Source organism: Burkholderia sp. Ed8, assembly GCF_040761425.1.
Classification (GTDB): Bacteria; Pseudomonadota; Gammaproteobacteria; order Burkholderiales; family Burkholderiaceae; genus Burkholderia; species Burkholderia seminalis.
This window is the reverse complement of record NZ_CP142886.1, coordinates 923,550-942,242: the sequence shown is the minus strand read 5'-3', so window position 1 is coordinate 942,242 and position 18,693 is coordinate 923,550. Positions and strand designations below refer to the sequence as shown.

At 69.6% G+C, this 18,693-nt stretch carries 19 protein-coding genes; 16 read left to right on the top strand and 3 right to left on the bottom strand.

Translation table 11 applies throughout. The features are described from left to right. Positions 1-70: 70 nt before the first annotated feature. Positions 71-1,285 (bottom strand): flagellar basal body P-ring formation chaperone FlgA, encoded by a 1,215-nt coding sequence (gene flgA, locus VXM69_RS18270; RefSeq protein ID WP_034190308.1) that lies wholly within the window; start codon positions 1,283-1,285, stop codon positions 71-73. Positions 1,286-1,489: 204 nt separating this feature from the next. Here flgA and flgB point away from each other — a divergent pair, with 204 nt between their 5' ends. The 13 genes from flgB to VXM69_RS18205 all read left to right on the top strand — a co-directional run bounded on the left by flgB (position 1,490) and on the right by VXM69_RS18205 (position 14,991). After that, on the top strand, positions 1,490-1,978 hold the full coding sequence (flgB, locus tag VXM69_RS18265; protein WP_034190309.1) for a flagellar basal body rod protein FlgB: 489 nt from the start codon (positions 1,490-1,492) through the stop codon (positions 1,976-1,978). A 37-nt stretch (positions 1,979-2,015) separates the two neighbouring features. After that, on the top strand, positions 2,016-2,441 hold the full coding sequence (gene flgC / locus VXM69_RS18260) for a flagellar basal body rod protein FlgC (protein WP_034190310.1): 426 nt from the start codon (positions 2,016-2,018) through the stop codon (positions 2,439-2,441). Between the two features lie 46 nt (positions 2,442-2,487). Further along, positions 2,488-3,237: a flagellar hook assembly protein FlgD gene (locus tag VXM69_RS18255; RefSeq protein ID WP_034190311.1), complete on the top strand. Its 750-nt coding sequence runs from the start codon at positions 2,488-2,490 to the stop codon at positions 3,235-3,237. Between the two features lie 27 nt (positions 3,238-3,264). Further along, positions 3,265-4,509, top strand: a complete 1,245-nt coding sequence (gene flgE, locus VXM69_RS18250) for a flagellar hook protein FlgE (protein WP_034190312.1) — start codon at positions 3,265-3,267, stop codon at positions 4,507-4,509. A 19-nt stretch (positions 4,510-4,528) separates the two neighbouring features. Then, positions 4,529-5,287, top strand: coding sequence for a flagellar basal-body rod protein FlgF (flgF, locus tag VXM69_RS18245; RefSeq protein ID WP_034190313.1), 759 nt, complete (start codon positions 4,529-4,531; stop codon positions 5,285-5,287). Between the two features lie 34 nt (positions 5,288-5,321). Beyond that, positions 5,322-6,110 (top strand): flagellar basal-body rod protein FlgG, encoded by a 789-nt coding sequence (gene flgG, locus VXM69_RS18240; RefSeq protein WP_006477564.1) that lies wholly within the window; start codon positions 5,322-5,324, stop codon positions 6,108-6,110. A gap of 21 nt (positions 6,111-6,131) precedes the next feature. Then, positions 6,132-6,821 carry a flagellar basal body L-ring protein FlgH gene (gene flgH, locus VXM69_RS18235; RefSeq protein WP_034190314.1) on the top strand — a complete coding sequence of 230 codons (690 nt, stop codon included), beginning with the start codon at positions 6,132-6,134 and terminating at the stop codon, positions 6,819-6,821. Positions 6,822-6,826: 5 nt separating this feature from the next. Then, positions 6,827-8,011: a flagellar basal body P-ring protein FlgI gene (locus tag VXM69_RS18230; protein ID WP_034190346.1), complete on the top strand. Its 1,185-nt coding sequence runs from the start codon at positions 6,827-6,829 to the stop codon at positions 8,009-8,011. After that, positions 8,012-9,001 carry a flagellar assembly peptidoglycan hydrolase FlgJ gene (gene flgJ, locus VXM69_RS18225; protein WP_034190315.1) on the top strand — a complete coding sequence of 330 codons (990 nt, stop codon included), beginning with the start codon at positions 8,012-8,014 and terminating at the stop codon, positions 8,999-9,001. It begins immediately after the preceding gene. Between the two features lie 244 nt (positions 9,002-9,245). Continuing rightward, positions 9,246-10,001 carry a flagellar brake protein gene (locus VXM69_RS18220; RefSeq protein WP_034190316.1) on the top strand — a complete coding sequence of 252 codons (756 nt, stop codon included), beginning with the start codon at positions 9,246-9,248 and terminating at the stop codon, positions 9,999-10,001. A gap of 195 nt (positions 10,002-10,196) precedes the next feature. Further along, positions 10,197-12,179, top strand: coding sequence for a flagellar hook-associated protein FlgK (flgK, locus tag VXM69_RS18215; RefSeq protein ID WP_034190317.1), 1,983 nt, complete (start codon positions 10,197-10,199; stop codon positions 12,177-12,179). Positions 12,180-12,201: 22 nt separating this feature from the next. Next, positions 12,202-13,443 (top strand): flagellar hook-associated protein FlgL, encoded by a 1,242-nt coding sequence (gene flgL / locus VXM69_RS18210; RefSeq protein WP_034190318.1) that lies wholly within the window; start codon positions 12,202-12,204, stop codon positions 13,441-13,443. Between the two features lie 240 nt (positions 13,444-13,683). Next, on the top strand, positions 13,684-14,991 hold the full coding sequence (locus tag VXM69_RS18205; RefSeq protein ID WP_049031340.1) for a solute carrier family 23 protein: 1,308 nt from the start codon (positions 13,684-13,686) through the stop codon (positions 14,989-14,991). A 39-nt stretch (positions 14,992-15,030) separates the two neighbouring features. On the opposite strand, the gene VXM69_RS18200 is transcribed toward VXM69_RS18205, so the two are convergent. Further along, a complete protein-coding gene (locus tag VXM69_RS18200) occupies positions 15,031-15,915 on the bottom strand; it encodes a transcriptional regulator GcvA (RefSeq protein ID WP_059561555.1) in 885 nt (294 codons plus the stop codon). A 96-nt stretch (positions 15,916-16,011) separates the two neighbouring features. Here VXM69_RS18200 and VXM69_RS18195 point away from each other — a divergent pair, with 96 nt between their 5' ends. Next, positions 16,012-16,668, top strand: a complete 657-nt coding sequence (locus tag VXM69_RS18195) for a chromate transporter (RefSeq protein WP_301742864.1) — start codon at positions 16,012-16,014, stop codon at positions 16,666-16,668. Then, positions 16,665-17,192: a chromate transporter gene (locus VXM69_RS18190; RefSeq protein WP_034190322.1), complete on the top strand. Its 528-nt coding sequence runs from the start codon at positions 16,665-16,667 to the stop codon at positions 17,190-17,192. Before VXM69_RS18195 ends, VXM69_RS18190 begins: the two co-directional genes overlap by 4 nt. 19 nt (positions 17,193-17,211) lie before the next feature. On the opposite strand, the gene VXM69_RS18185 is transcribed toward VXM69_RS18190, so the two are convergent. Beyond that, positions 17,212-17,550 carry a hypothetical protein gene (locus VXM69_RS18185; RefSeq protein ID WP_367189980.1) on the bottom strand — a complete coding sequence of 113 codons (339 nt, stop codon included), beginning with the start codon at positions 17,548-17,550 and terminating at the stop codon, positions 17,212-17,214. A 299-nt stretch (positions 17,551-17,849) separates the two neighbouring features. Here VXM69_RS18185 and VXM69_RS18180 point away from each other — a divergent pair, with 299 nt between their 5' ends. Further along, the gene (locus VXM69_RS18180) at positions 17,850-18,548 is read left to right on the top strand and encodes a YoaK family protein (RefSeq protein WP_367189979.1); all 699 of its coding nucleotides are present in this window, start codon (positions 17,850-17,852) and stop codon (positions 18,546-18,548) included. The last annotated feature ends 145 nt before the right edge of the window (positions 18,549-18,693 follow it).

The following is an 18,693-nucleotide window of genomic DNA, read 5'->3' as shown; positions in this document are numbered from 1 at the left end:
AACTTTAGCATCGCGAGCCCGAAATGCTCCGAATAAACAATTCTTTACACTCTTGCTGTTCGATCCGTCCCTATAGCGGAATTTCCACGGTGCCGGCGTCCTTGACGATCGCCGTGACGATCTGGCCCGCCGCCATCCGTACCCGCACCGACTGGCCCGGCGCCGCGTTCGCGAGCACGCTGCCTTCGGCCGAAATCGTGAAGCCGGGCCCGGCCGCGACGACCCGCACCGTCTGGCCGGCGGATACCGACGCCGCGCTCTTCAGCATGTCCTGCCGCAGCGGCAGGCCGGCCGAGATGCGCGCGAGCGCGGTCGCGCCGATCGCCTGCGCGGGATCGGTGATCACCGCGAGCGGCATGACCGTCAGGTCGCCGTCGCGGGCGACCAGGTCGGCCGCGGAGAGCGGCTCGCCGGGCGCGATCTGGCGCGCGGCGACGTAATAGGTGGCCTGCACGGCGACCTTCGCCTGCAGGTAGACGGTCCACGGCCGCTCGCCCGCGCAGCGCACGCCGACCGTCGTGCGGCCCCACAGGCGCGCGCCGGTCGGCAGGAACGGCTCGAGCGTCGTGCACGCGGCGAGCCCGCGCGGAAACGCGGTCGTGACCGTCGCGGTGGTCTTGCCGGGCAGGCCGGCGATCTGCTGCTGCAGGAACGCGAGGGCCGCGCGGCGGATCGTCTCGGGATCCTGCTGGCCGGGGGGCGTCGCGGGCTGCGCCGCGGCGGCGGCCGGGGCCGGAGGCGCGGAAGCCGCTGCCGCGCGCGGCGCCGGTGCGGCTGACGCGGCGCGGGCCGCTGCGAAACGGGCGGCGGCTGCCGGCGCGGGCGCCGGCCGCACGGGATTCGACGCGGATTCGGCCGTGCCGGCGACGACCGTCGCGATCGCGGTCGGGTCGGCGGCGCGCGGCTGCGCGCCGTAGCCGGCGTTCGCACGGGCGGCTGCACGAACGGGCGCGGGCGCCGGCGGCGGGACGGTCGTCACGACCATCGCGCCGGCCGGTTGCGCCGCGTAGCCGGCCGCGGCACCCGCACCCGAAACCGCGCGGCCCGCTTCCGGCGCGATGCCCGCACCCGAGGCCATTCCCGTTGGCCCGCCGAACTGGCCGCCGTTCGCCGCGTTGGCGTGCGCGAGCGCGGCTTCCGCCGTCTCGCCGCGGCCGGGAATCACGATCATCCCGTCTTCCGCGTGCACGGCCGGTGCGGCGATCCACAGCGCCGCGGCGAGCACGCACGCACGCCGGACGCGCGTGAGCCGCCCGTTCCTGCCGCGAAGTGCGCTGTCCGTCATCGCCGTGTCCTCGATCCGTTGATCCGAGTTGCATTCTAGGGAGCCGGGCCGTCGCGCAAACGATGAATAGAGGGGGCCTTTGCCGCGTTATTCGCCCGATTGCCGGTTGCGTCCGACGCCTACCATCGCTGTCATGGAAAAAAGCCTCTCGGGTCGCCATCCGGCGCGAGGGGCGTGCAGCGCTTCATACGGAGAGACGCACACATGCTGGACAAACTCGATGCGGAATTCGCGTTCGGCCGACAGGCGCTCGACGTGCGCGCCTACCGGCAGGAACTGCTGTCGTCGAACATCGCGAACGCCGACACGCCGGGCTACCAGGCCCGCGACGTCGATTTCGCGTCGACGCTCGCGCGCTCGCTGAAGCAGACGAGCGGCGGCCTGGCGCCGAGCAACGCCGCGCAGTTGCCGATGACGCAGCCGGCCGGCGTGACGAGCGGCATGTCGATGGTGTCGACGGCGGCCGGCCACATGGCCGGCACCGCGAAGCTGATCCCGACCGGCGGCCCGTCGGACGACTACGGCCGCGCGCAATACCGGATGCCGCTGCAGCCGTCGCTCGACGGCAACACGGTCGATCTCGACGTCGAACGCGTGCAGTTCGCGAACAACGCGCTGCACTACGAGACCGGGATGACCGTGATGACCCAGCAGATCAAGGCGATGATCGCCGCGATCTCGACGAACTCGTAAGCGCAACCGTACCCGAGCACACGCACCAGGAGCCACCATGCCTTCGTTGATGAACATCTTCGGCGTCGCCGGTTCGGCGCTGTCCGCGCAATCGCAGCGCCTGAACGTCACCGCGTCGAACCTCGCGAACGCCGACAGCGCCACCGGCCCCGACGGCAAGCCGTACAAGGCCAAGCAGGTTGTGTTCGCGACCGACCCGATCGGCGGCGCGCGCACCGCGTCCGGCCAGGGCGTGGGCGGCGTGCGCGTGACGAAGGTGATGGACGACCCGTCGCCGATGAAGTCGACCTACGACCCGGCGAACCCGGCCGCCGACGCGAACGGCTACGTGCAGATGCCGAACGTCGATCCGGTGCAGGAGATGGTGAACATGATCTCGGCGTCGCGCTCGTACCAGGCCAACGTCGAGACGCTGAACACCGCGAAGACGCTGATGCTCAAGACGCTGACGATCGGCTCGTAAGCCGCTCGCCCGCCGACCTCACAGACCCGACAGAAGGCCAACCAGGATGACTTCCTCCAGCACGACGATCGGCAGCAACGGCACGAACGTGTCGAACCTGCCGACCGACACGATGAACACCAACAACGTGTCGTCGACCAACGGCACGTCGGCGAGCGACCTGCAGGCGACGTTCCTGAAGCTGCTCGTCACGCAGCTGCAGAACCAGGATCCGACGAGCCCGGTCGACAGCTCGCAGATGACGTCGCAGCTCGCGCAGATCAACACGGTGAGCGGCATCGCGCAGCTGAACACGTCGCTGACGTCGCTGTCGACGCAGCTCACGGCCGGCCAGCAGACGCAGGCCGCGCTGCTGATCGGCACGAACGTGCTCGCGCCGGGCAATTCGGTCGCGGTGAAGAGCGGCGCGGCGTCGCCGTTCGGCGTGTCGCTCACGAGCGACGTGTCGAACCTGACGATCACCGTGAAGAACAGCGCGGGCGTCGTCGTCAACACGATCAACGCGGGCAAGCAGTCGGCCGGCACCGTGCCGTTCAACTGGACGCCGACCGACGCGGCCGGCAACGCGCTGCCGGACGGCGCGTACACGGTCAGCGCGCAGTACACGGGCACCGACGGCAAGAACTACGCGCCGACCGTGCTGGCGGCCGCCACGGTGCAGAGCGTGATCAAGCAGGCGGACGGCACCGCGGGGCTGGTGCTGTCGAACGGTACGACGGTCGGGCTCACCCAGGTCGCGTCGATCTTCCCGAACGTCAAGACGTCGTCCACGGCCGGCGACACCACCACCAACTGATCGAGCTTTCACGAAACGGAGATCGAAATGGGTTATCAACAGGGTCTGAGCGGCCTCGCCGGTGCCTCGAACGCACTCGACGTGATCGGCAACAACATCGCGAACGCGAACACGGTCGGCTTCAAGTCGAGCACCGCGCAGTTCGCCGACATGTACGCGAACTCGGTCGCGACGTCGGTCAACACGCAGATCGGCATCGGCACGTCGCTGAATGCCGTGCAGCAGCAGTTCGGCCAGGGCACGATCAATACGACGAACTCGTCGCTCGACGTCGCGATCAACGGCAACGGCTTCTTCCAGATGTCGAACAACGGCGTGACGACGTACTCGCGCGACGGCACGTTCCAGCGCGACAAGAACGGCTTCATCGTCGACTCGCAGGGCCGCAACCTGATGGGCTACGCGGCCAACGCGGGCGGCGTGATCAACACCGCGCAGACCGTGGCGCTGCAGGCGCCGACGACCAACATCGCACCGACCGCGACGACCAAGATCACCGGCCAGTTCAACCTGAACTCGCAGGACAAGACGCCGACCAAGACGCCGTTCGACCCGACCGACAACACGACGTACAACTACTCGACGTCGATCCAGGTGTACGACTCGCTCGGCGGTTCGCAGGCGGTCAACATGTACTTCGTGAAGTCGTCGGCCGGGACGTGGGAAGCGTACGCGGGCGTGCAGGGCGCCGCGACGGCGACCGACCTCGGCACGGTCACGTTCGATACGTCGGGCGCGATCAAGAGCACGACGACGGGCACGCCGCCGACGCCGACCACGTCGCTCGGCCAGTTCCAGTTCACCGTGCCGAACACCGACGGCTCGGCGACGCCGCAAAGCCTCACGCTCGACCTGACCGGCACCACGCAGTACGGCGGCAAGGACGGCGTGAACAACCTCGCGCAGAACGGCTATGCGAGCGGCACGCTGACGACCTACTCGATCGGCGCCGACGGCAAGCTGACCGGCAACTACTCGAACGGCCAGACCGCCGTGCTCGGCCAGATCGCGCTCGCGAACTTCAACAACCCGAACGGGCTGGTGAACCTCGGCGGCAACCAGTATGCGGAAACCTCCGCATCGGGCGTGCCGCAGATCTCCGCGCCGGGCAGCACGAACCACGGCACGCTGCAGGGCAGCGCGCTCGAAAACTCGAACGTCGACCTCACGTCGCAGCTCGTCAACCTGATCACCGCGCAGCGCAACTACCAGGCCAACGCGCAGACGATCAAGACGCAGCAGACCGTCGACCAGACGCTCATCAACCTGTAAGCGCGGATAACCGGCAGCCATGGACCGACTGATCTACACGGCGATGACGGGCGCGTCGCAGTCGCTCGACCAGCAGGCGATCGTCGCGAACAACCTCGCGAACGCGTCGACGACGGGCTTTCGCGCGCAGCTCGCGACGTATCGCGCGGTGCCGATGAATTTCGGCGACGGCAGCAACGTCGACCCGACGACGACGCGCACCTACGTGCTCGCATCGACGCCCGGCGCGGATTACGCACCGGGCCCGATCACGCGCACCGGCAACCCGCTCGACGTCGCCGTGCAGGGCGCCGGCTGGCTGTCGGTGCAGGTGGCCGACGGCAGCGAGGCGTACACGCGCGCCGGCAACCTGCACGTCGACGAGAACGGCCAGCTCGTCAACGCGAGCAACCTGCCGGTGATCGGCAACGGCGGCCCGATCTCGGTGCCGCCGAACGCGGAAGTAACGATCGGCAAGGACGGCACGGTGTCCGCGCTGATGCCGGGCGATCCGCCGACGGCCGTCGCGATCGTCGACCAGATGAAGCTCGTCAATCCCGATCCGGCCACGCTCACGCGCGGCAACGACGGGCTGTTCCGCACCGCCGACGGCAATCCGGCCGACGCCGACCCGAACGTGGTCGTCACGCCGAATTCGCTCGAAGGCAGCAACGTCAACCCGGTGACCGCGATGGTCGCGATGATCGACAACGCGCGCGCGTTCCAGCTTCAGTCGAAGCTGATCCAGACGGCCGACCAGAACGAGCAGTCGGCGAACCAGCTGCTCAACTTCAGCTGAGCGCCCGCGCCAGCCCACGCAGGAGAATCGACAAGTGAACCGTTCGCTCTACATCGCCGCCACCGGCATGAATGCGCAGCAGGCGCAGATGGACGTGATTTCGAACAACCTCGCGAACACCAGCACGAACGGCTTCAAGGCGTCGCGCGCGGTATTCGAGGATCTGCTGTACCAGACCATCCGCCAGCCCGGCGCGAACTCGACGCAGCAGACCGAGCTGCCGTCGGGCCTGCAACTCGGCACCGGCGTGCAGCAGGTCGCGACCGAGCGCCTGTACACGCAGGGTGGCCTCACGCAGACCGGCAACTCGAAGGACGTCGCGATCAACGGCGCGGGCTTCTTCCAGGTGCTGATGCCGGACGGCACCAACGCGTACACGCGCGACGGCTCGTTCCAGACCAACGCGCAGGGCCAGCTCGTCACGTCGAGCGGCTACCAGGTGCTGCCGGCGATCACCGTGCCGCAGAACGCGCAGTCGCTGACGATCGGCAAGGACGGTGTCGTGTCGGTCACGCAGCCGGGCTCGAGCAACGCGGTACAGATCGGCTCGCTGCAGATCGCGACCTTCATCAACCCGACCGGCCTCGAGGCGAAGGGCGAGAACCTGTTCGCGGAAACGACGTCGTCGGGCGCGCCGAACGTGTCGCAGCCGGGGCTGAACGGCGCGGGCGTGCTCAACCAGGGCTACGTCGAGGCGTCGAACGTGAACGTCGTGCAGGAACTCGTCAACATGATCCAGACGCAGCGTGCCTACGAGATCAACAGCAAGGCCGTGACGACGTCCGACCAGATGCTGCAGACCGTCACGCAGATGAAGAGCTAACCGGAAAGTCCCGCCGTCGCCATGAAGCAGGTCCGCCTCCTCCCGTCAGCCCCCGTCCGCGCAGCCTGCGCGGTCGCGGTGGCGGCGCTCGCCGGTTGCGCGCAGATTCCGCGCGATCCGATCATCCAGCAGCCGATGACGGCGCAGCCGCCGATGCCGATGTCGATGCAGGCGCCCGGCTCGATCTACAACCCGGGCTACGCGGGGCGGCCGCTCTTCGAGGACCAGCGGCCGCGCAACGTCGGCGACATCCTGACGATCATGATCGCGGAGAACATCAACGCGACCAAGTCGTCGGGCGCGAACACGAACCGGCAGGGCAACACCGACTTCAACGTGCCGACGGCCGGCTTCCTCGGCGGGCTGTTCGCGAAGGCGAACCTGTCGGCCACCGGCGCCAACAAGTTCGCGGCGACCGGCGGCGCGAGCGCGGCGAACACGTTCAACGGCACGATCACGGTGACCGTCACCAACGTGCTGCCGAACGGCAACCTCGTGGTCAGCGGCGAGAAGCAGATGCTGATCAACCAGGGTAACGAATTCGTGCGCTTCTCGGGCGTCGTCAACCCGAACACGATCTCGGGCGCGAACTCCGTCTACTCGACGCAGGTCGCCGACGCGAAGATCGAATACTCGTCGAAGGGCTACATCAACGAAGCCGAGACGATGGGCTGGCTGCAGCGCTTCTTCCTCAACATCGCGCCGTGGTGATGACGATGCAGACGACCCCGATCCGCCGCCTGTCGGCCCGCGTGCAAGCCGCCGCGCGGCTCGCCGTCGCGTTCGCGGCCGTGGCCGCGGCCTGCGTGTTCGGCGCGGCGCCCGCGCAGGCGGAACGCCTGAAGGACCTCGCGCAGATCCAGGGCGTGCGCGACAACCCGCTGATCGGCTACGGCCTCGTCGTCGGCCTCGACGGCACGGGCGACCAGACGATGCAGACGCCGTTCACGACGCAGACGCTCGCGAACATGCTCGCGAACCTCGGCATCTCGATCAACAACGGTTCGGCGAACGGCGGCCCGTCGTCGCTGAACAACATGCAGCTGAAGAACGTCGCGGCCGTGATGGTGACGGCCACGCTGCCGCCGTTCGCGCGGCCGGGCGAGGCGCTCGACGTGACGGTATCGTCGCTCGGCAACGCGAAGAGCCTGCGCGGCGGCACGCTGCTGCTCACGCCGCTGAAGGGCGCGGACGGGCAGGTGTACGCGCTCGCGCAGGGCAACATGGCGGTCGGCGGCGCGGGCGCCAGCGCGAACGGCAGCCGCGTGCAGGTGAACCAGCTCGCGGCCGGCCGGATCGTCGGCGGCGCGATCGTCGAACGCGCGGTGCCGAACGCGATCGCGCAGATGAACGGCGTGCTGCAGCTGCAGCTGAACGACATGGACTACGGCACCGCGCAGCGGATCGTGTCCGCGGTCAACTCGAGCTTCGGCCCGGGCACCGCGACGGCGCTCGACGGCCGCACGATCCAGCTCGCGGCGCCGGCCGATTCGGCGCAGCAGGTCGCGTTCATGGCGCGGCTGCAGAACCTCGACGTGAGCCCGGACAAGGCCGCGGCGAAGGTGATCCTGAACGCGCGCACCGGCTCGATCGTGATGAACCAGATGGTCACGCTGCAGAGCTGCGCGGTCGCGCACGGCAACCTGTCGGTCGTCGTCAATACGCAGCCGGTCGTGTCGCAGCCGGGGCCGTTCTCGAACGGGCAGACCGTGGTGGCGCAGCAGTCGCAGATCCAGCTGAAGCAGGACAACGGCGCGCTGAAGATGGTGACGGCCGGCGCGAACCTCGCCGACGTCGTGAAGGCGCTGAACACGCTCGGCGCGACGCCCGCGGACCTGATGTCGATCCTGCAGGCGATGAAGGCGGCCGGCGCGTTGCGCGCCGACCTGGAGGTCATCTAAATGGCGGCGAACCTTCCGAACGCGAACGACCTCACGCAGCGCTTCGCGCTCGACGTGCAGGGTTTCGATGCGCTGCGCGCGCAGGCGAGGCAGTCGCCGCAGGCCGGCGCGAAGGCGGTCGCGGGCCAGTTCGACGCGATGTTCACGCAGATGATGCTCAAGAGCATGCGCGACGCGTCGCCGGACGGCGGCCTGTTCGATTCGCATACGTCGAAGATGTACACGTCGATGCTCGACCAGCAGCTCGCGCAGCAGATGTCGACGCGCGGGATGGGCGTCGCCGACGCGCTGATGAAGCAGCTGCTGCGCAACGCCGGCGCCGGTGCCGGCAGCGACACGGCGGCCGACGTGGGCGCCGGCGCGGGCGGCCTGGGGGCGGCCGGCTTCGGCACGGCCGGCAACGAAGGCAGCCTCGCCGCGATGAACGCGATGGCGAAGGCTTATGCGAACGCGGCGAACAACGGCGGGCTCGCCGGCGCGCGCGGCTATTCGGCCGGCAGCGCGCTGACGCCGCCGCTGAAGGGCGCGAGCGGCGTGCAGGACGCCGACGCGTTCGTCGACCGGCTCGCCGGCCCCGCGCAGGCGGCCAGCGCGACGACCGGCATCCCGGCGCGCTTCATCGTCGGCCAGGCCGCGCTCGAGTCGGGCTGGGGCAAGCGCGAGATCCGCGCGGCCGACGGCTCGACCAGCTACAACGTGTTCGGCATCAAGGCGAACAAGAGCTGGACGGGCCGCACGGTGTCGGCGCTGACGACCGAATACGTGAACGGCACGCCGCGCCGCGTGGTCGCGAAGTTCCGGGCGTACGACTCGTACGAGCACGCGATGACCGACTACGCGAACCTGCTGAAGAACAACCCGCGCTACTCGGGCGTGCTCAGCGCGAGCCGCAGCGTCGAAGGCTTCGCGCACGGGATGCAGAAGGCGGGCTACGCGACCGACCCGAACTACGCGAAAAAGCTGATCTCGATCATGCAGCAGATCGGCTGACGGCCCGCGCCCGGTTGCGCCGGAAACGGGCGCCCGCCGCCCTCCGCTCGCCCCTTTCGGACCGCGCCCGGCAACTCGCCGCGCGCGGTTTCAACGTTTGCGCGAAAAAATTCGCCAATTCGATCTAAACTTTCGGTCAGCACTGCCGCTAAGTGTGAGAGACCTGTGACCGGGCTCGTGATCTGGCCCGGTTTTACTGCGCACCGGTTGTCCGGGCGCTCATGACAAGAAAGACCGGCTAGCCATGAATATCGAAACGTCGACGGACCCCAGCCTGGATGCAGGCCACTCCGGGCCCGACTATGCCCGCCGCAATCCGCTGGAAATCGGCGTGCAGCTGCGCAACCTCGTGAACCGCGGCGATTTCCTGACCGTCCAGTACCCGGGCGGCCAGCTCGTCACGCGCCTGCTCGAGGTCGATGTCGGTGCGCGGACGTTCACGTTCGACTGGGGTGCGCTGTCCGAGCAGAACGCCGGCATCCTCGGCGCGTCGCATTGCACGTTCGCGGCCTCGCCGGAGGGCGTGCGCGTCGAATTCACCACGGGCACGCCGCGCGAGACGCGCTTCGAGGGGCTGCCCGCATTCGTCGCCGATTTCCCCGACGTGCTGGTCTGCATCCAGCGCCGCGAATATTTCCGCGTCGACGCGCCGATCGTCGATCCGTTCCTGTGCCGCGGCAAGCTGCCGGACGGCGAGAGCTTCCTGTTCGAGGTGCATAACCTGTCGCTCGGCGGCGTGGGGCTGCGCACGGCCGACGAACGCGTCGAGGCGCTCGAGGTCGGCACGCTGCTGCCGGACGTCGAGCTCGAGCTGACCGGCCACGGCAAGCTGTCGCTCGACCTGCAGCTGGTGTCGCAGCGCTCGACGCAGATGCCGAACGGGTCGCGGCGCTACCAGCTCGGCTTTCGCTACATGTCGCTGCCGGGCAGCGCGGAAAACACGCTGCAACGGCTGATCACGCAGCTCGAAATGAAGCGCCGCTCGCTCGCGCGGGCCTGACGCGCCCGCGGCCGCCGGCCTTGCCCGGCGCGCCCCGCGACCCGCCGCCGGCCCTGCCCGCCGGACGCTTCGACCGGCGACGCGCACGCGCGCGTCGCGCGTGCATTTTTTCCTCAATTTTTTCGATCGGCGGCCGTTATACCGGGAGTCACGCAACCCGGCGGCCGCAGCGCGGCCGGCTCATCAGGATCGCGCATGTCCAACACACTCATGAACCTCGGCGTCAGCGGCCTGAATGCCGCGCTCTGGGGCCTCACGACGACCGGCAACAACATCAGCAACGCCGCGACGCCCGGCTATTCGGTCGAGCGGCCGGTCTATGCCGAAACGAGCGGCCAGTACACGGGCAGCGGCTACATGCCGCAAGGCGTGAGCACCGTCACCGTGCAGCGCCAGTACAGCCAGTACCTGAGCGACCAGCTGAACACCGCGCAGACGCAGGGCGGCGCGCTGTCGACGTGGTACACGCTCGTCGCGCAGCTGAACAACTACATCGGCAGCCCGACGGCGGGGATCTCGACCGGGATCACGAGCTACTTCACCGGGCTGCAGAACGTCGCGAACAACGCGTCCGACCCGTCGGTGCGCCAGACCGCGATCAGCAACGCGCAGACGCTGGCCAACCAGATCAACGCGGCCGGCCAGCAGTACGACGCGCTGCGCCAGAGCGTGAACACGCAGCTCACCAGCACCGTGTCGCAGATCAACACGTACACCGCGCAGATCGCGCAGCTGAACCAGCAGATCGCGGCGGCGAGCAGCCAGGGGCAGCCGCCGAACCAGTTGATGGACCAGCGCGACCTCGCGGTGTCGAACCTGTCGGGCCTCGCCGGCATCCAGGTCGTGCGCAACGACAGCGGCTACAGCGTGTTCCTGTCGGGCGGCCAGCCGCTCGTCGTCGCCGACAAGAGCTACCAGCTCGCGGCCGTCACGTCGTCGTCCGATCCGAGCGAGCTGACCGTCGTGTCGCAGGGGATCGCCGGCGCGAACCCGCAGGGGCCGAACCAGGCGCTGCCCGATTCGTCGCTGTCGGGCGGCACGCTCGGCGGCCTGCTCGCGTTCCGCAGCCAGACGCTCGATCCCGCGCAGGCCCAGCTCGGCGCGATCGCGACCAGCTTCGCCGCGCAGGTCAACGCGCAGAACGCGCTCGGCATCGACCTGTCGGGCAACCCGGGCGGCAACCTGTTCACGATGCCGTCGCCGACCGTGTACTCGAACCAGGGCAATACCGGCAACGCGTCGCTGTCCGTATCGTTCGCGAACGCGTCGCAGCCGACGACGAGCGACTACACGCTCTCGTTCGACGGCACGAACTACACGCTGACCGACCGCGCGAGCGGCGCGGTGGTCGACCAGAAGGCGGGGCCGATGCCGGTCTCGCTCGGCGGGCTGAATTTCTCGACCCCGTCCGGCGCGATGAACGCCGGCGACAAGTTCACCGTGCTGCCGACGCGCGGCGCGTTGAACGGCTTCGGCCTCGCGACGACGAGCGCGTCGGCGATCGCGGCCGCGTCGCCGGCCGTCACGTCGGCGGCGAGCACCAATACCGGCACCGGCAAGATCACGCTCGGCGGCGTGACCGCGGGCTACCAGGTGCCGACGACCAAGCTGACCTACGACGCGACGGCGAAGACGCTGACGGGCTTCCCGGTCGGCACCACGGTGACGATCGGCACCACGCCGCCGACGTCGGTCACGATCAACAACCCGACGGACACCGTCCCGTACGACCCGGCGGCCGGCGCGACGCTGACGATGTCGGGGACGGCCGCGGGCGCGCTCAACGGCGTGAGCGTCACGCTGTCCGGCGCACCGGCGACCGGCGACTCGTTCACGATCGGGCCGTACGCGGGCGGCACCAGCGACGGCTCCAACGCGCTCGCGCTGTCGAAGCTGGTCAACGCGAAGGCGCTCGGCAACGGCACGACGACGCTCACGGGCGCATATGCGAGCTACGTGAACGGCATTGGCAACACGACGACCCAGCTGAAATCGTCGAGCGCCGCGCAGACCGGGCTGATCGGCCAGATCACCGAGGCGCAGCAGTCGGTGTCGGGCGTGAACCAGAACGAGGAAGCGGCCAACCTGATGCAGTACCAGCAGCTCTACCAGGCGAACGCGAAGGTGATCCAGACGGCGGCGACGCTGTTCCAGACCGTGCTCGGCCTGTTCAACTGACCGGATTCGAGGAATAGAAGCGATGCGGATTTCCAGCGCCCAGTTCTTCCAGCTGAACGTTTCCCAAATGAACGACCAGCAGGCCCAGCTCGCGCAGCTGTATCAGCAGATCTCGAGCGGCGTGAGCCTGCAGACGGCGGCCGACAACCCGGCCGGCGCGGCGCAGGCCGTGCAGCTGTCGATGACGTCGGCGACGCTGTCGCAGTACGCGACCAACCAGAACACCGCGCTCGCGTCGCTGCAGGCCGAGGACCAGACGCTGCAGAGCGTGAGCAGCGTGCTGACGAGCGCGCAGACGCTGCTCGTGCGCGCCGGCGACGGTTCGTTGTCCGACAGCGACCGCTCGGCGCTCGCGACGCAGCTGCAGGGTTACCGCGACCAGTTGATGACGCTCGCGAACACCAACGACGGCGCGGGCAACTACCTGTTCGCCGGCACGAAGAATTCGGCGGCGCCGTTTTCGACGACGCCGAGCGGCAGCGTCACCTATGTCGGCGACACGGGGACGCGTCAGGTGCAGATCGCCGATTCGAGCACCGTGGCGCAGGGCGACACGGGCGCGGCCGTCTTCATGTCGGTGCCGGCGATCGGCAGCTCGCCGGTGCCGTCGGCCGGCGCGGGCAACACGGGCACCGGCACGATCGGCGCGGTCACGGTGACGAACCCGTCGATCGCGACGAACGGCCATCAGTTCTCGATCACGTTCGGCGGCACGGCCGCCGCGCCGACCTACACGGTGACCGACAATTCGGCCAGCCCGCCGACCACCACGCCGGCGCAGGCCTATTCGGCGGGCTCGGCGATCTCGCTCGGCGGCGGGATGACGGTGGCCGTATCGGGCACGCCGGCCGCCGGCGACACGTTCGCGGTCTCGCCCGCGCCGCAGGCGAGCGGCGGCTCCGACGTGTTCTCGACGCTCGACGCGATGATCTCGGCGCTGAAGACGCCCGTGACGGCGAATGCGGTGGCGGGCGCGGCGCTGAAGAATGCGCTGATGACCGGCTCGACCAAGCTCGGCAACACGATGCGCAACGTCACGACGATCCAGGCATCGGTCGGCGGCCGCGAGCAGGAGGTCAAGGCGATGCAGGCCGTCAACCAGACGGCGTCGCTGCAGACGACCAGCAACCTGTCGGACCTGACCAGCACCAACATGGTCACGACGATCAGCCAGTACCTGCAGGTGCAGAACGCGCTGACCGGCGCGCAGAAGGCCTACGTGCAACTGCAGAACATGTCGCTGTTCCAGTACATCAACCCCTGATGCACCGCGCGCCGGCGGCGATGTGAGCGCACGCTTACGTCCGCGCCGGCGCCCTCCGCCGCCCGCGTGCCCCGCGCGGGCGGCCGCTTCGCCGGTCCGCGCGGGCGGGACACCCCGTCCCACGCCCGTCAGCCGCGCGTGCCGGCGCGCTTGCCAGCCCCATCTCCGCTCCGTAAACTCGCGCCAGATTCCAGACCGGCGCATCCCAGGCAGCCGGCGACCGACAGGAGCCCTTTCCCCATGTCCGATTCCTACTTCCCGCGCTGGCGGGTCCAATCGACCGGCGCGGCATCGCGCGTGGTCGGCCCCGACGAACGCCTGGCGTGGCCGCAGATGATCGCGATGGGCGTGCAGCACGTGGTCGCGATGTTCGGCTCGACCGTGCTCGCGCCGCTGCTGATGGGATTCGACCCGAATCTGTGCATCTTCATGTCGGGCATCGGCACGCTGCTGTTCTTCGTGCTGGTCGGCGGCCGCGTGCCGAGCTACCTCGGCTCGAGCTTCGCGTTCATCGGCCTCGTGATCGCGGTGACGGGCTACGGCGGCAGCGGCCCGAACCCGAACATTCCGGTCGCGCTCGGCGGGATCGTCGCGTGCGGCGTCGTCTACGTCGCGCTTGGCGCGCTGGTGCAGGCGATCGGCACGCGCTGGATCGAGACGCTGATGCCGCCGGTCGTGACCGGCGCGGTGGTCGCGGTGATCGGGCTGAACCTCGCGCCGATCGCGGTCAAGGGCGTCTCGGCGTCGACCTTCGATTCGGTGATGGCGCTCGTCACGGTGCTGTGCGTCGGCGGCGTCGCGGTGTTCGCGCGCGGGATGATGCAGCGCCTGCTGATCCTCGTCGGGCTCGCGATTGCCTACGCGATCCATGCGATCGCGACCAACGGGATGGGCCTCGGCAAGCCGATCGACTTCTCGATCGTCGGGCAGGCCGCGTGGTTCGGCGTGCCGGCCTTCCGCGCCCCGGTGTTCGACCCGCACGCGATGCTGATGCTCGCGCCGATCGCGGTGATCCTCGTCGCCGAGAACCTCGGCCACATCAAGGCCGTCAGCGCGATGACGGGGCACAACCTCGACCGCTACGTCGGCCGCGCGTTCATCGGCGACGGCCTCGCGACGATCGTGTCGGGCAGCGTCGGCGGCACGGGCGTCACGACGTACGCGGAGAACATCGGCGTGATGGCCGTCACGCGGATCTACTCGACGCTGGTGTTCGCGCTCGCCGCGCTGATCGCGATCGGGCTCGGCTTCTCGCCGAAATTCGGCGCGGTGATCCAGACGATCCCGGGCCCCGTGCTCGGCGGCGTGTCGATCGTCGTGTTCGGGCTGATCGCGGTGACGGGCGCGCGGATCTGGGTCGTCAACAAGGTCGACTTTTCCGACAACCGCAACCTGATCGTCGCGGCCGTCACGCTCGTGCTCGGCGCCGGCGACTTCTCGCTGAAGTTCGGCGGCTTCGGCCTCGGCGGGATCGGCACCGCGACGTTCGGCGCGATCATCCTGTACGCGATCCTGCGCAAGGAAAAGGAACCGGGCCCGGTGGTCTGACCGGGGACGGGCGGCGCGCTGCCGCCCGCCGGCGCGCCTTCACGCGCCGGTATTCGACTGCGCCTGCAGCCACGCGCAGAACTGCGCGACGAGCGGATCGTCGGCCGGCGCGTGCGGCGTGATCCACCAGTAGCTGCGCGTCGCGATGCGCGGCCCGGCCAGCGGCATCACGAGCCGTCCGCTCGCGAGCTCGTCGTCGATCAGCGGCAGCGGGCCGAGCGCGACGCCGAGCCCGTCGACGGCGGCCTGCAGCGCCAGGTAGAAGTGGTCGAACGACTGCCGCTTGCGCCCCTTCATCGTCACGCCGGCCGCCGCGAACCAGTCGCGCCAGCCTTCCGGCCGCGTATCCGAATGCAGCAGCACGTGCCGCGCGAGATCGTCCGCGCGGGTAATCGGCGCGCGCCTGAGCAGCGCCGGGCTGCAGACCGGGATCACGCTTTCGTCGAGGAAGTGGCCGCTCGTGCAGGTCGGCCAGTGGCCGGGGCCGCGTCGGATCGCGACGTCGAAGCCGTTCAGCGTGTCGAGCGGCGCATTCGACGTCGACAGCTTCAGCTCGACGTTCGGCACGTCGCGCTGGAACCGCGACAGGCGCGGCAGCAGCCATTTCATCGCGAAGGTCGGCAGCGCGTTGATGCGCAGCACGCGCGCCGCGCCGGTATGGCGCAACTGCTCGGTCGCGTGCGCGATGCTGTCGAACGCCGCCCGCACGGTGTCCAGGTAGCGGCGGCCTTCGTCGGTGAGCTTCACGCGCTTGCCGTAGCGGTGGAACACCGGCTTGCCGAGCCACGCCTCGAATCCGGCGATCTGCCGGCTGATGGCACCATGGGTCACATGCAGCTCGTCGCCGGCGGCGCTGAAGCTTTCATGTCGTGCCGCGGCTTCAAAGGCCCGAAGCGCGGAAAAGGGCGGGAGATCGCGTGCCATGCTTGTGATTCTAGATCACAAGGGCGCACCGATAAAATCGTTTTGCCATCCTCCGGAACGGCGGTAACCTCGGTTCACCGTTTAGTGAGGAGCACCATGCAATCCGTTTTCCCGCCGTCCGCCGCGACGCCCCGCCGCGTCGGCCTCGCCGAGCTGTTCACCGGTTTCCTGTCGCTCGGCCTGATGTCGTTCGGCGGCGCGTTGCCGTTCGCGCGGCGCACCATCGTCGACGAGCGCAAGTGGCTCTCCGCCGACGAATTCACCGATCTGCTCGGCCTGTGCCAGTTCCTGCCGGGCGGCAACGTGATCAACCTGTCGGTCGCGGTCGGCATGCGCTTTCGCGGCGTCGCCGGCGCGTTCGCCGGCATTCTTGGGCTGATCGCGGGCCCGACGCTCGTCGTCGTCGCGCTCGGCGTGCTGTACGCGAAGACGCAGAACGATCCGCACGTGCAGCACCTGTTCGCGGGGCTCGCGGCCGCGGCCGCCGGGCTGCTCGTCGCGATGGCCGTGAAGGTCGCGAAGCCGCTGCTGCGGGCGCCGCGCACGGCGGCCGCGATCGCGGCGCTGGCGTTCGTCGCGATCGCGGTGGTGCGCCTGCCGCTGCTGACCACCATGCTCGTGCTGACGCCCGTCAGCGTGTGGCTCGCGTCGCGCCGCCGCGACGCGGGCACGCCACAGCCGGCGCCGGCCGCCGCGCGGGGCGCGCACGATTCGCAGGGCACGCCCGACTCGCAACCGGAGCGCCGGCCATGAACGACACGCTGATCGCCATCGCGACGATCTTCAGCCAGTTGTCGCTGCTCGCATTCGGCGGCGGCAACACGATCCTGCCGGAGATGCAGCGGCAGGTCGTCGACGTGCATCACTGGATGAGCGCGCACGAGTTCACCGCGCTGTTCGCGCTGGCCCAGGCGGCGCCCGGGCCGAACATGATGATCGTGTCGCTGGTCGGCTGGCACGTGGCCGGCTGGGCGGGGCTGCTGGTCGCGTCGCTCGCGAAGTTCGGGCCGTCGTCGATCGTCACCGTGCTCGCGCTGCATGCGTGGGAGCGCTTTCGCGACCGGCCGTGGCGCCGCTACGTGCAGCAGGGGATGATGCCCGTCACGGCCGGGCTCGTCGCGGCGAGCGCGCTGCTGATCTCCGAGGCGTCGAACCGCACGGCGATCCAGTGGGGCATCACGGCCGCGTGCGCGGTGCTGGCGTGGCGCACGCGCATCCATCCGCTGTGGCTGCTCGCCGGCGGCGCGCTGATCGGCCTCACCGGCATCGGGCAGTGAGCGGCCCGCGGCCGGCCGGCTAGCGCGACGCCGGCAGGTCGCCGTTCACGAGGCCGAGCAGCCGGCCGCGCGCGCTGCCGACGTCGTCCGTCACCGCCGGCCAGTCGACCACGAAACCCGCGTCGAGCGCGTCGCGCATGATCGCGCCGTAATCGGCCTTGCCGACCTTGCCGCCGCGCAACGCGTCGGCCACCTCGTGCTTCAGCTTCGGTGTGAACGACGGATAGGCGGCCACCCGCGCCGCGTACTGGCGCGCATCGATCTCGCCCGATTCGCGGTTGAACGCCCGGACGGCCACCTGCACGATCGCGGCGAACGGGATCACGGTATGGCGCAGGAAGAACTTCGCGAGTGTCATTCGAAGGCTCGGTGAAGCGGCGCGGGGCGGCGCTCGGGGTGCAGTCGTGGCGCGATCGGAGCCGGTCGGCCCGGTATACTCGGCCGGTCTTCCGGCGACGCAACCCGCCCGGTCGCGAGGCTCCGGCGCGCGGCGATGCGCGCCGGGAATCGGCCCCCCGACGGCCAGCATCATATTGGCGCGCGGTACGCGGGCGAGGCCCGGCCGCGCGGCGCCGGCGGCGTTCGCGCCGGCCGGCAGGACTGAATTTCGCACCGCCCGCCGCGCATGGCCGGGCGGCGTGCACCACGGGAGGATCGATGGATCTCGACGGCGCCAGCCGCAATCTCACCGTCGCCGCATTGCTCACGCTGTCCGGCGGCTACCTCGACGCGTACACGTACGTCGGCCACGGCCACGTGTTCGCGAACACGATGACCGGCAACGTCGCGCTGCTCGGCATCAACCTGTCGGCCGGCGAATGGGCCGCCGCGCTGCATCACGTGCCGCCGCTCGTCGGCTTCGTGATCGCGGTGTTCGTCGCGCACCTGCTCGGCCTTGCCGCGCAGCGCGGCTGGATGCGGCACACGGCGTTCACGAGCCTGATCGTCGAGATCGCGTTTCTCGGCATTGCCGCGAGCGGGCTCGTCGGCGTGTCGAGCGCGTGGCTGATTCCGGGCATCTCGTTCGTCGCGACGCTGCAGACGCTGTCGTTCACCCATCTGGAGGAACTGTCGTACACGTCGGTGATGACGACCGGCAACCTGCGGCGCGCCGCGCAGAAGCTGTTCGTCGGGCTGATCCCGCGCTACGACGCGGGCGCGCTGCACGACTCGGCGCTGCTCGCGACGATCAGCTTCTGCTTCCTGGCCGGCGCGGTGGCCGGCGGCCTCGTGACGCGGCTCATGCCGGACCTCGCGCTGTGGGGCGCGGTGCTGCTGCTCGTCGGCGCGTTCGCGGAAATCGTGCGGCGCGCGTGGCGCCGGCATGCGGCCGACGGCGGGCCGGCGGCGGCGTGACCCCGTACACGGCGCACGCTTGCGTGCGCCGATCCGTTCCAGGGCGCCTGTCGCGCGATCCTGACAAACCCGACGCACCGTAAACTCGCGGCCGGTTGCCGCCGCGCGGCGCTCGCCGCCCGCCGGACAAGCATCACGCCCGTAA

Coding starts and splice junctions, on each gene's coding strand:
- VXM69_RS18230 (WP_034190346.1), top strand. CDS start 6,827: ATGCAGACGACCCCGATCCGCCGCCTGTCGGCCCGCGTGCAAGCCGCC.
- VXM69_RS18255 (WP_034190311.1), top strand. CDS start 2,488: ATGACTTCCTCCAGCACGACGATCGGCAGCAACGGCACGAACGTGTCG.
- flgK (WP_034190317.1), top strand. CDS start 10,197: ATGTCCAACACACTCATGAACCTCGGCGTCAGCGGCCTGAATGCCGCG.
- flgL (WP_034190318.1), top strand. CDS start 12,202: ATGCGGATTTCCAGCGCCCAGTTCTTCCAGCTGAACGTTTCCCAAATG.
- VXM69_RS18180 (WP_367189979.1), top strand. CDS start 17,850: ATGGATCTCGACGGCGCCAGCCGCAATCTCACCGTCGCCGCATTGCTC.
- flgB (WP_034190309.1), top strand. CDS start 1,490: ATGCTGGACAAACTCGATGCGGAATTCGCGTTCGGCCGACAGGCGCTC.
- VXM69_RS18185 (WP_367189980.1), bottom strand. CDS start 17,550: ATGACACTCGCGAAGTTCTTCCTGCGCCATACCGTGATCCCGTTCGCC.
- VXM69_RS18200 (WP_059561555.1), bottom strand. CDS start 15,915: ATGGCACGCGATCTCCCGCCCTTTTCCGCGCTTCGGGCCTTTGAAGCC.
- VXM69_RS18195 (WP_301742864.1), top strand. CDS start 16,012: ATGCAATCCGTTTTCCCGCCGTCCGCCGCGACGCCCCGCCGCGTCGGC.
- VXM69_RS18205 (WP_049031340.1), top strand. CDS start 13,684: ATGTCCGATTCCTACTTCCCGCGCTGGCGGGTCCAATCGACCGGCGCG.
- flgC (WP_034190310.1), top strand. CDS start 2,016: ATGCCTTCGTTGATGAACATCTTCGGCGTCGCCGGTTCGGCGCTGTCC.
- flgF (WP_034190313.1), top strand. CDS start 4,529: ATGGACCGACTGATCTACACGGCGATGACGGGCGCGTCGCAGTCGCTC.
- flgJ (WP_034190315.1), top strand. CDS start 8,012: ATGGCGGCGAACCTTCCGAACGCGAACGACCTCACGCAGCGCTTCGCG.
- flgA (WP_034190308.1), bottom strand. CDS start 1,285: ATGACGGACAGCGCACTTCGCGGCAGGAACGGGCGGCTCACGCGCGTC.
- flgE (WP_034190312.1), top strand. CDS start 3,265: ATGGGTTATCAACAGGGTCTGAGCGGCCTCGCCGGTGCCTCGAACGCA.
- flgH (WP_034190314.1), top strand. CDS start 6,132: ATGAAGCAGGTCCGCCTCCTCCCGTCAGCCCCCGTCCGCGCAGCCTGC.
- VXM69_RS18220 (WP_034190316.1), top strand. CDS start 9,246: ATGAATATCGAAACGTCGACGGACCCCAGCCTGGATGCAGGCCACTCC.
- VXM69_RS18190 (WP_034190322.1), top strand. CDS start 16,665: ATGAACGACACGCTGATCGCCATCGCGACGATCTTCAGCCAGTTGTCG.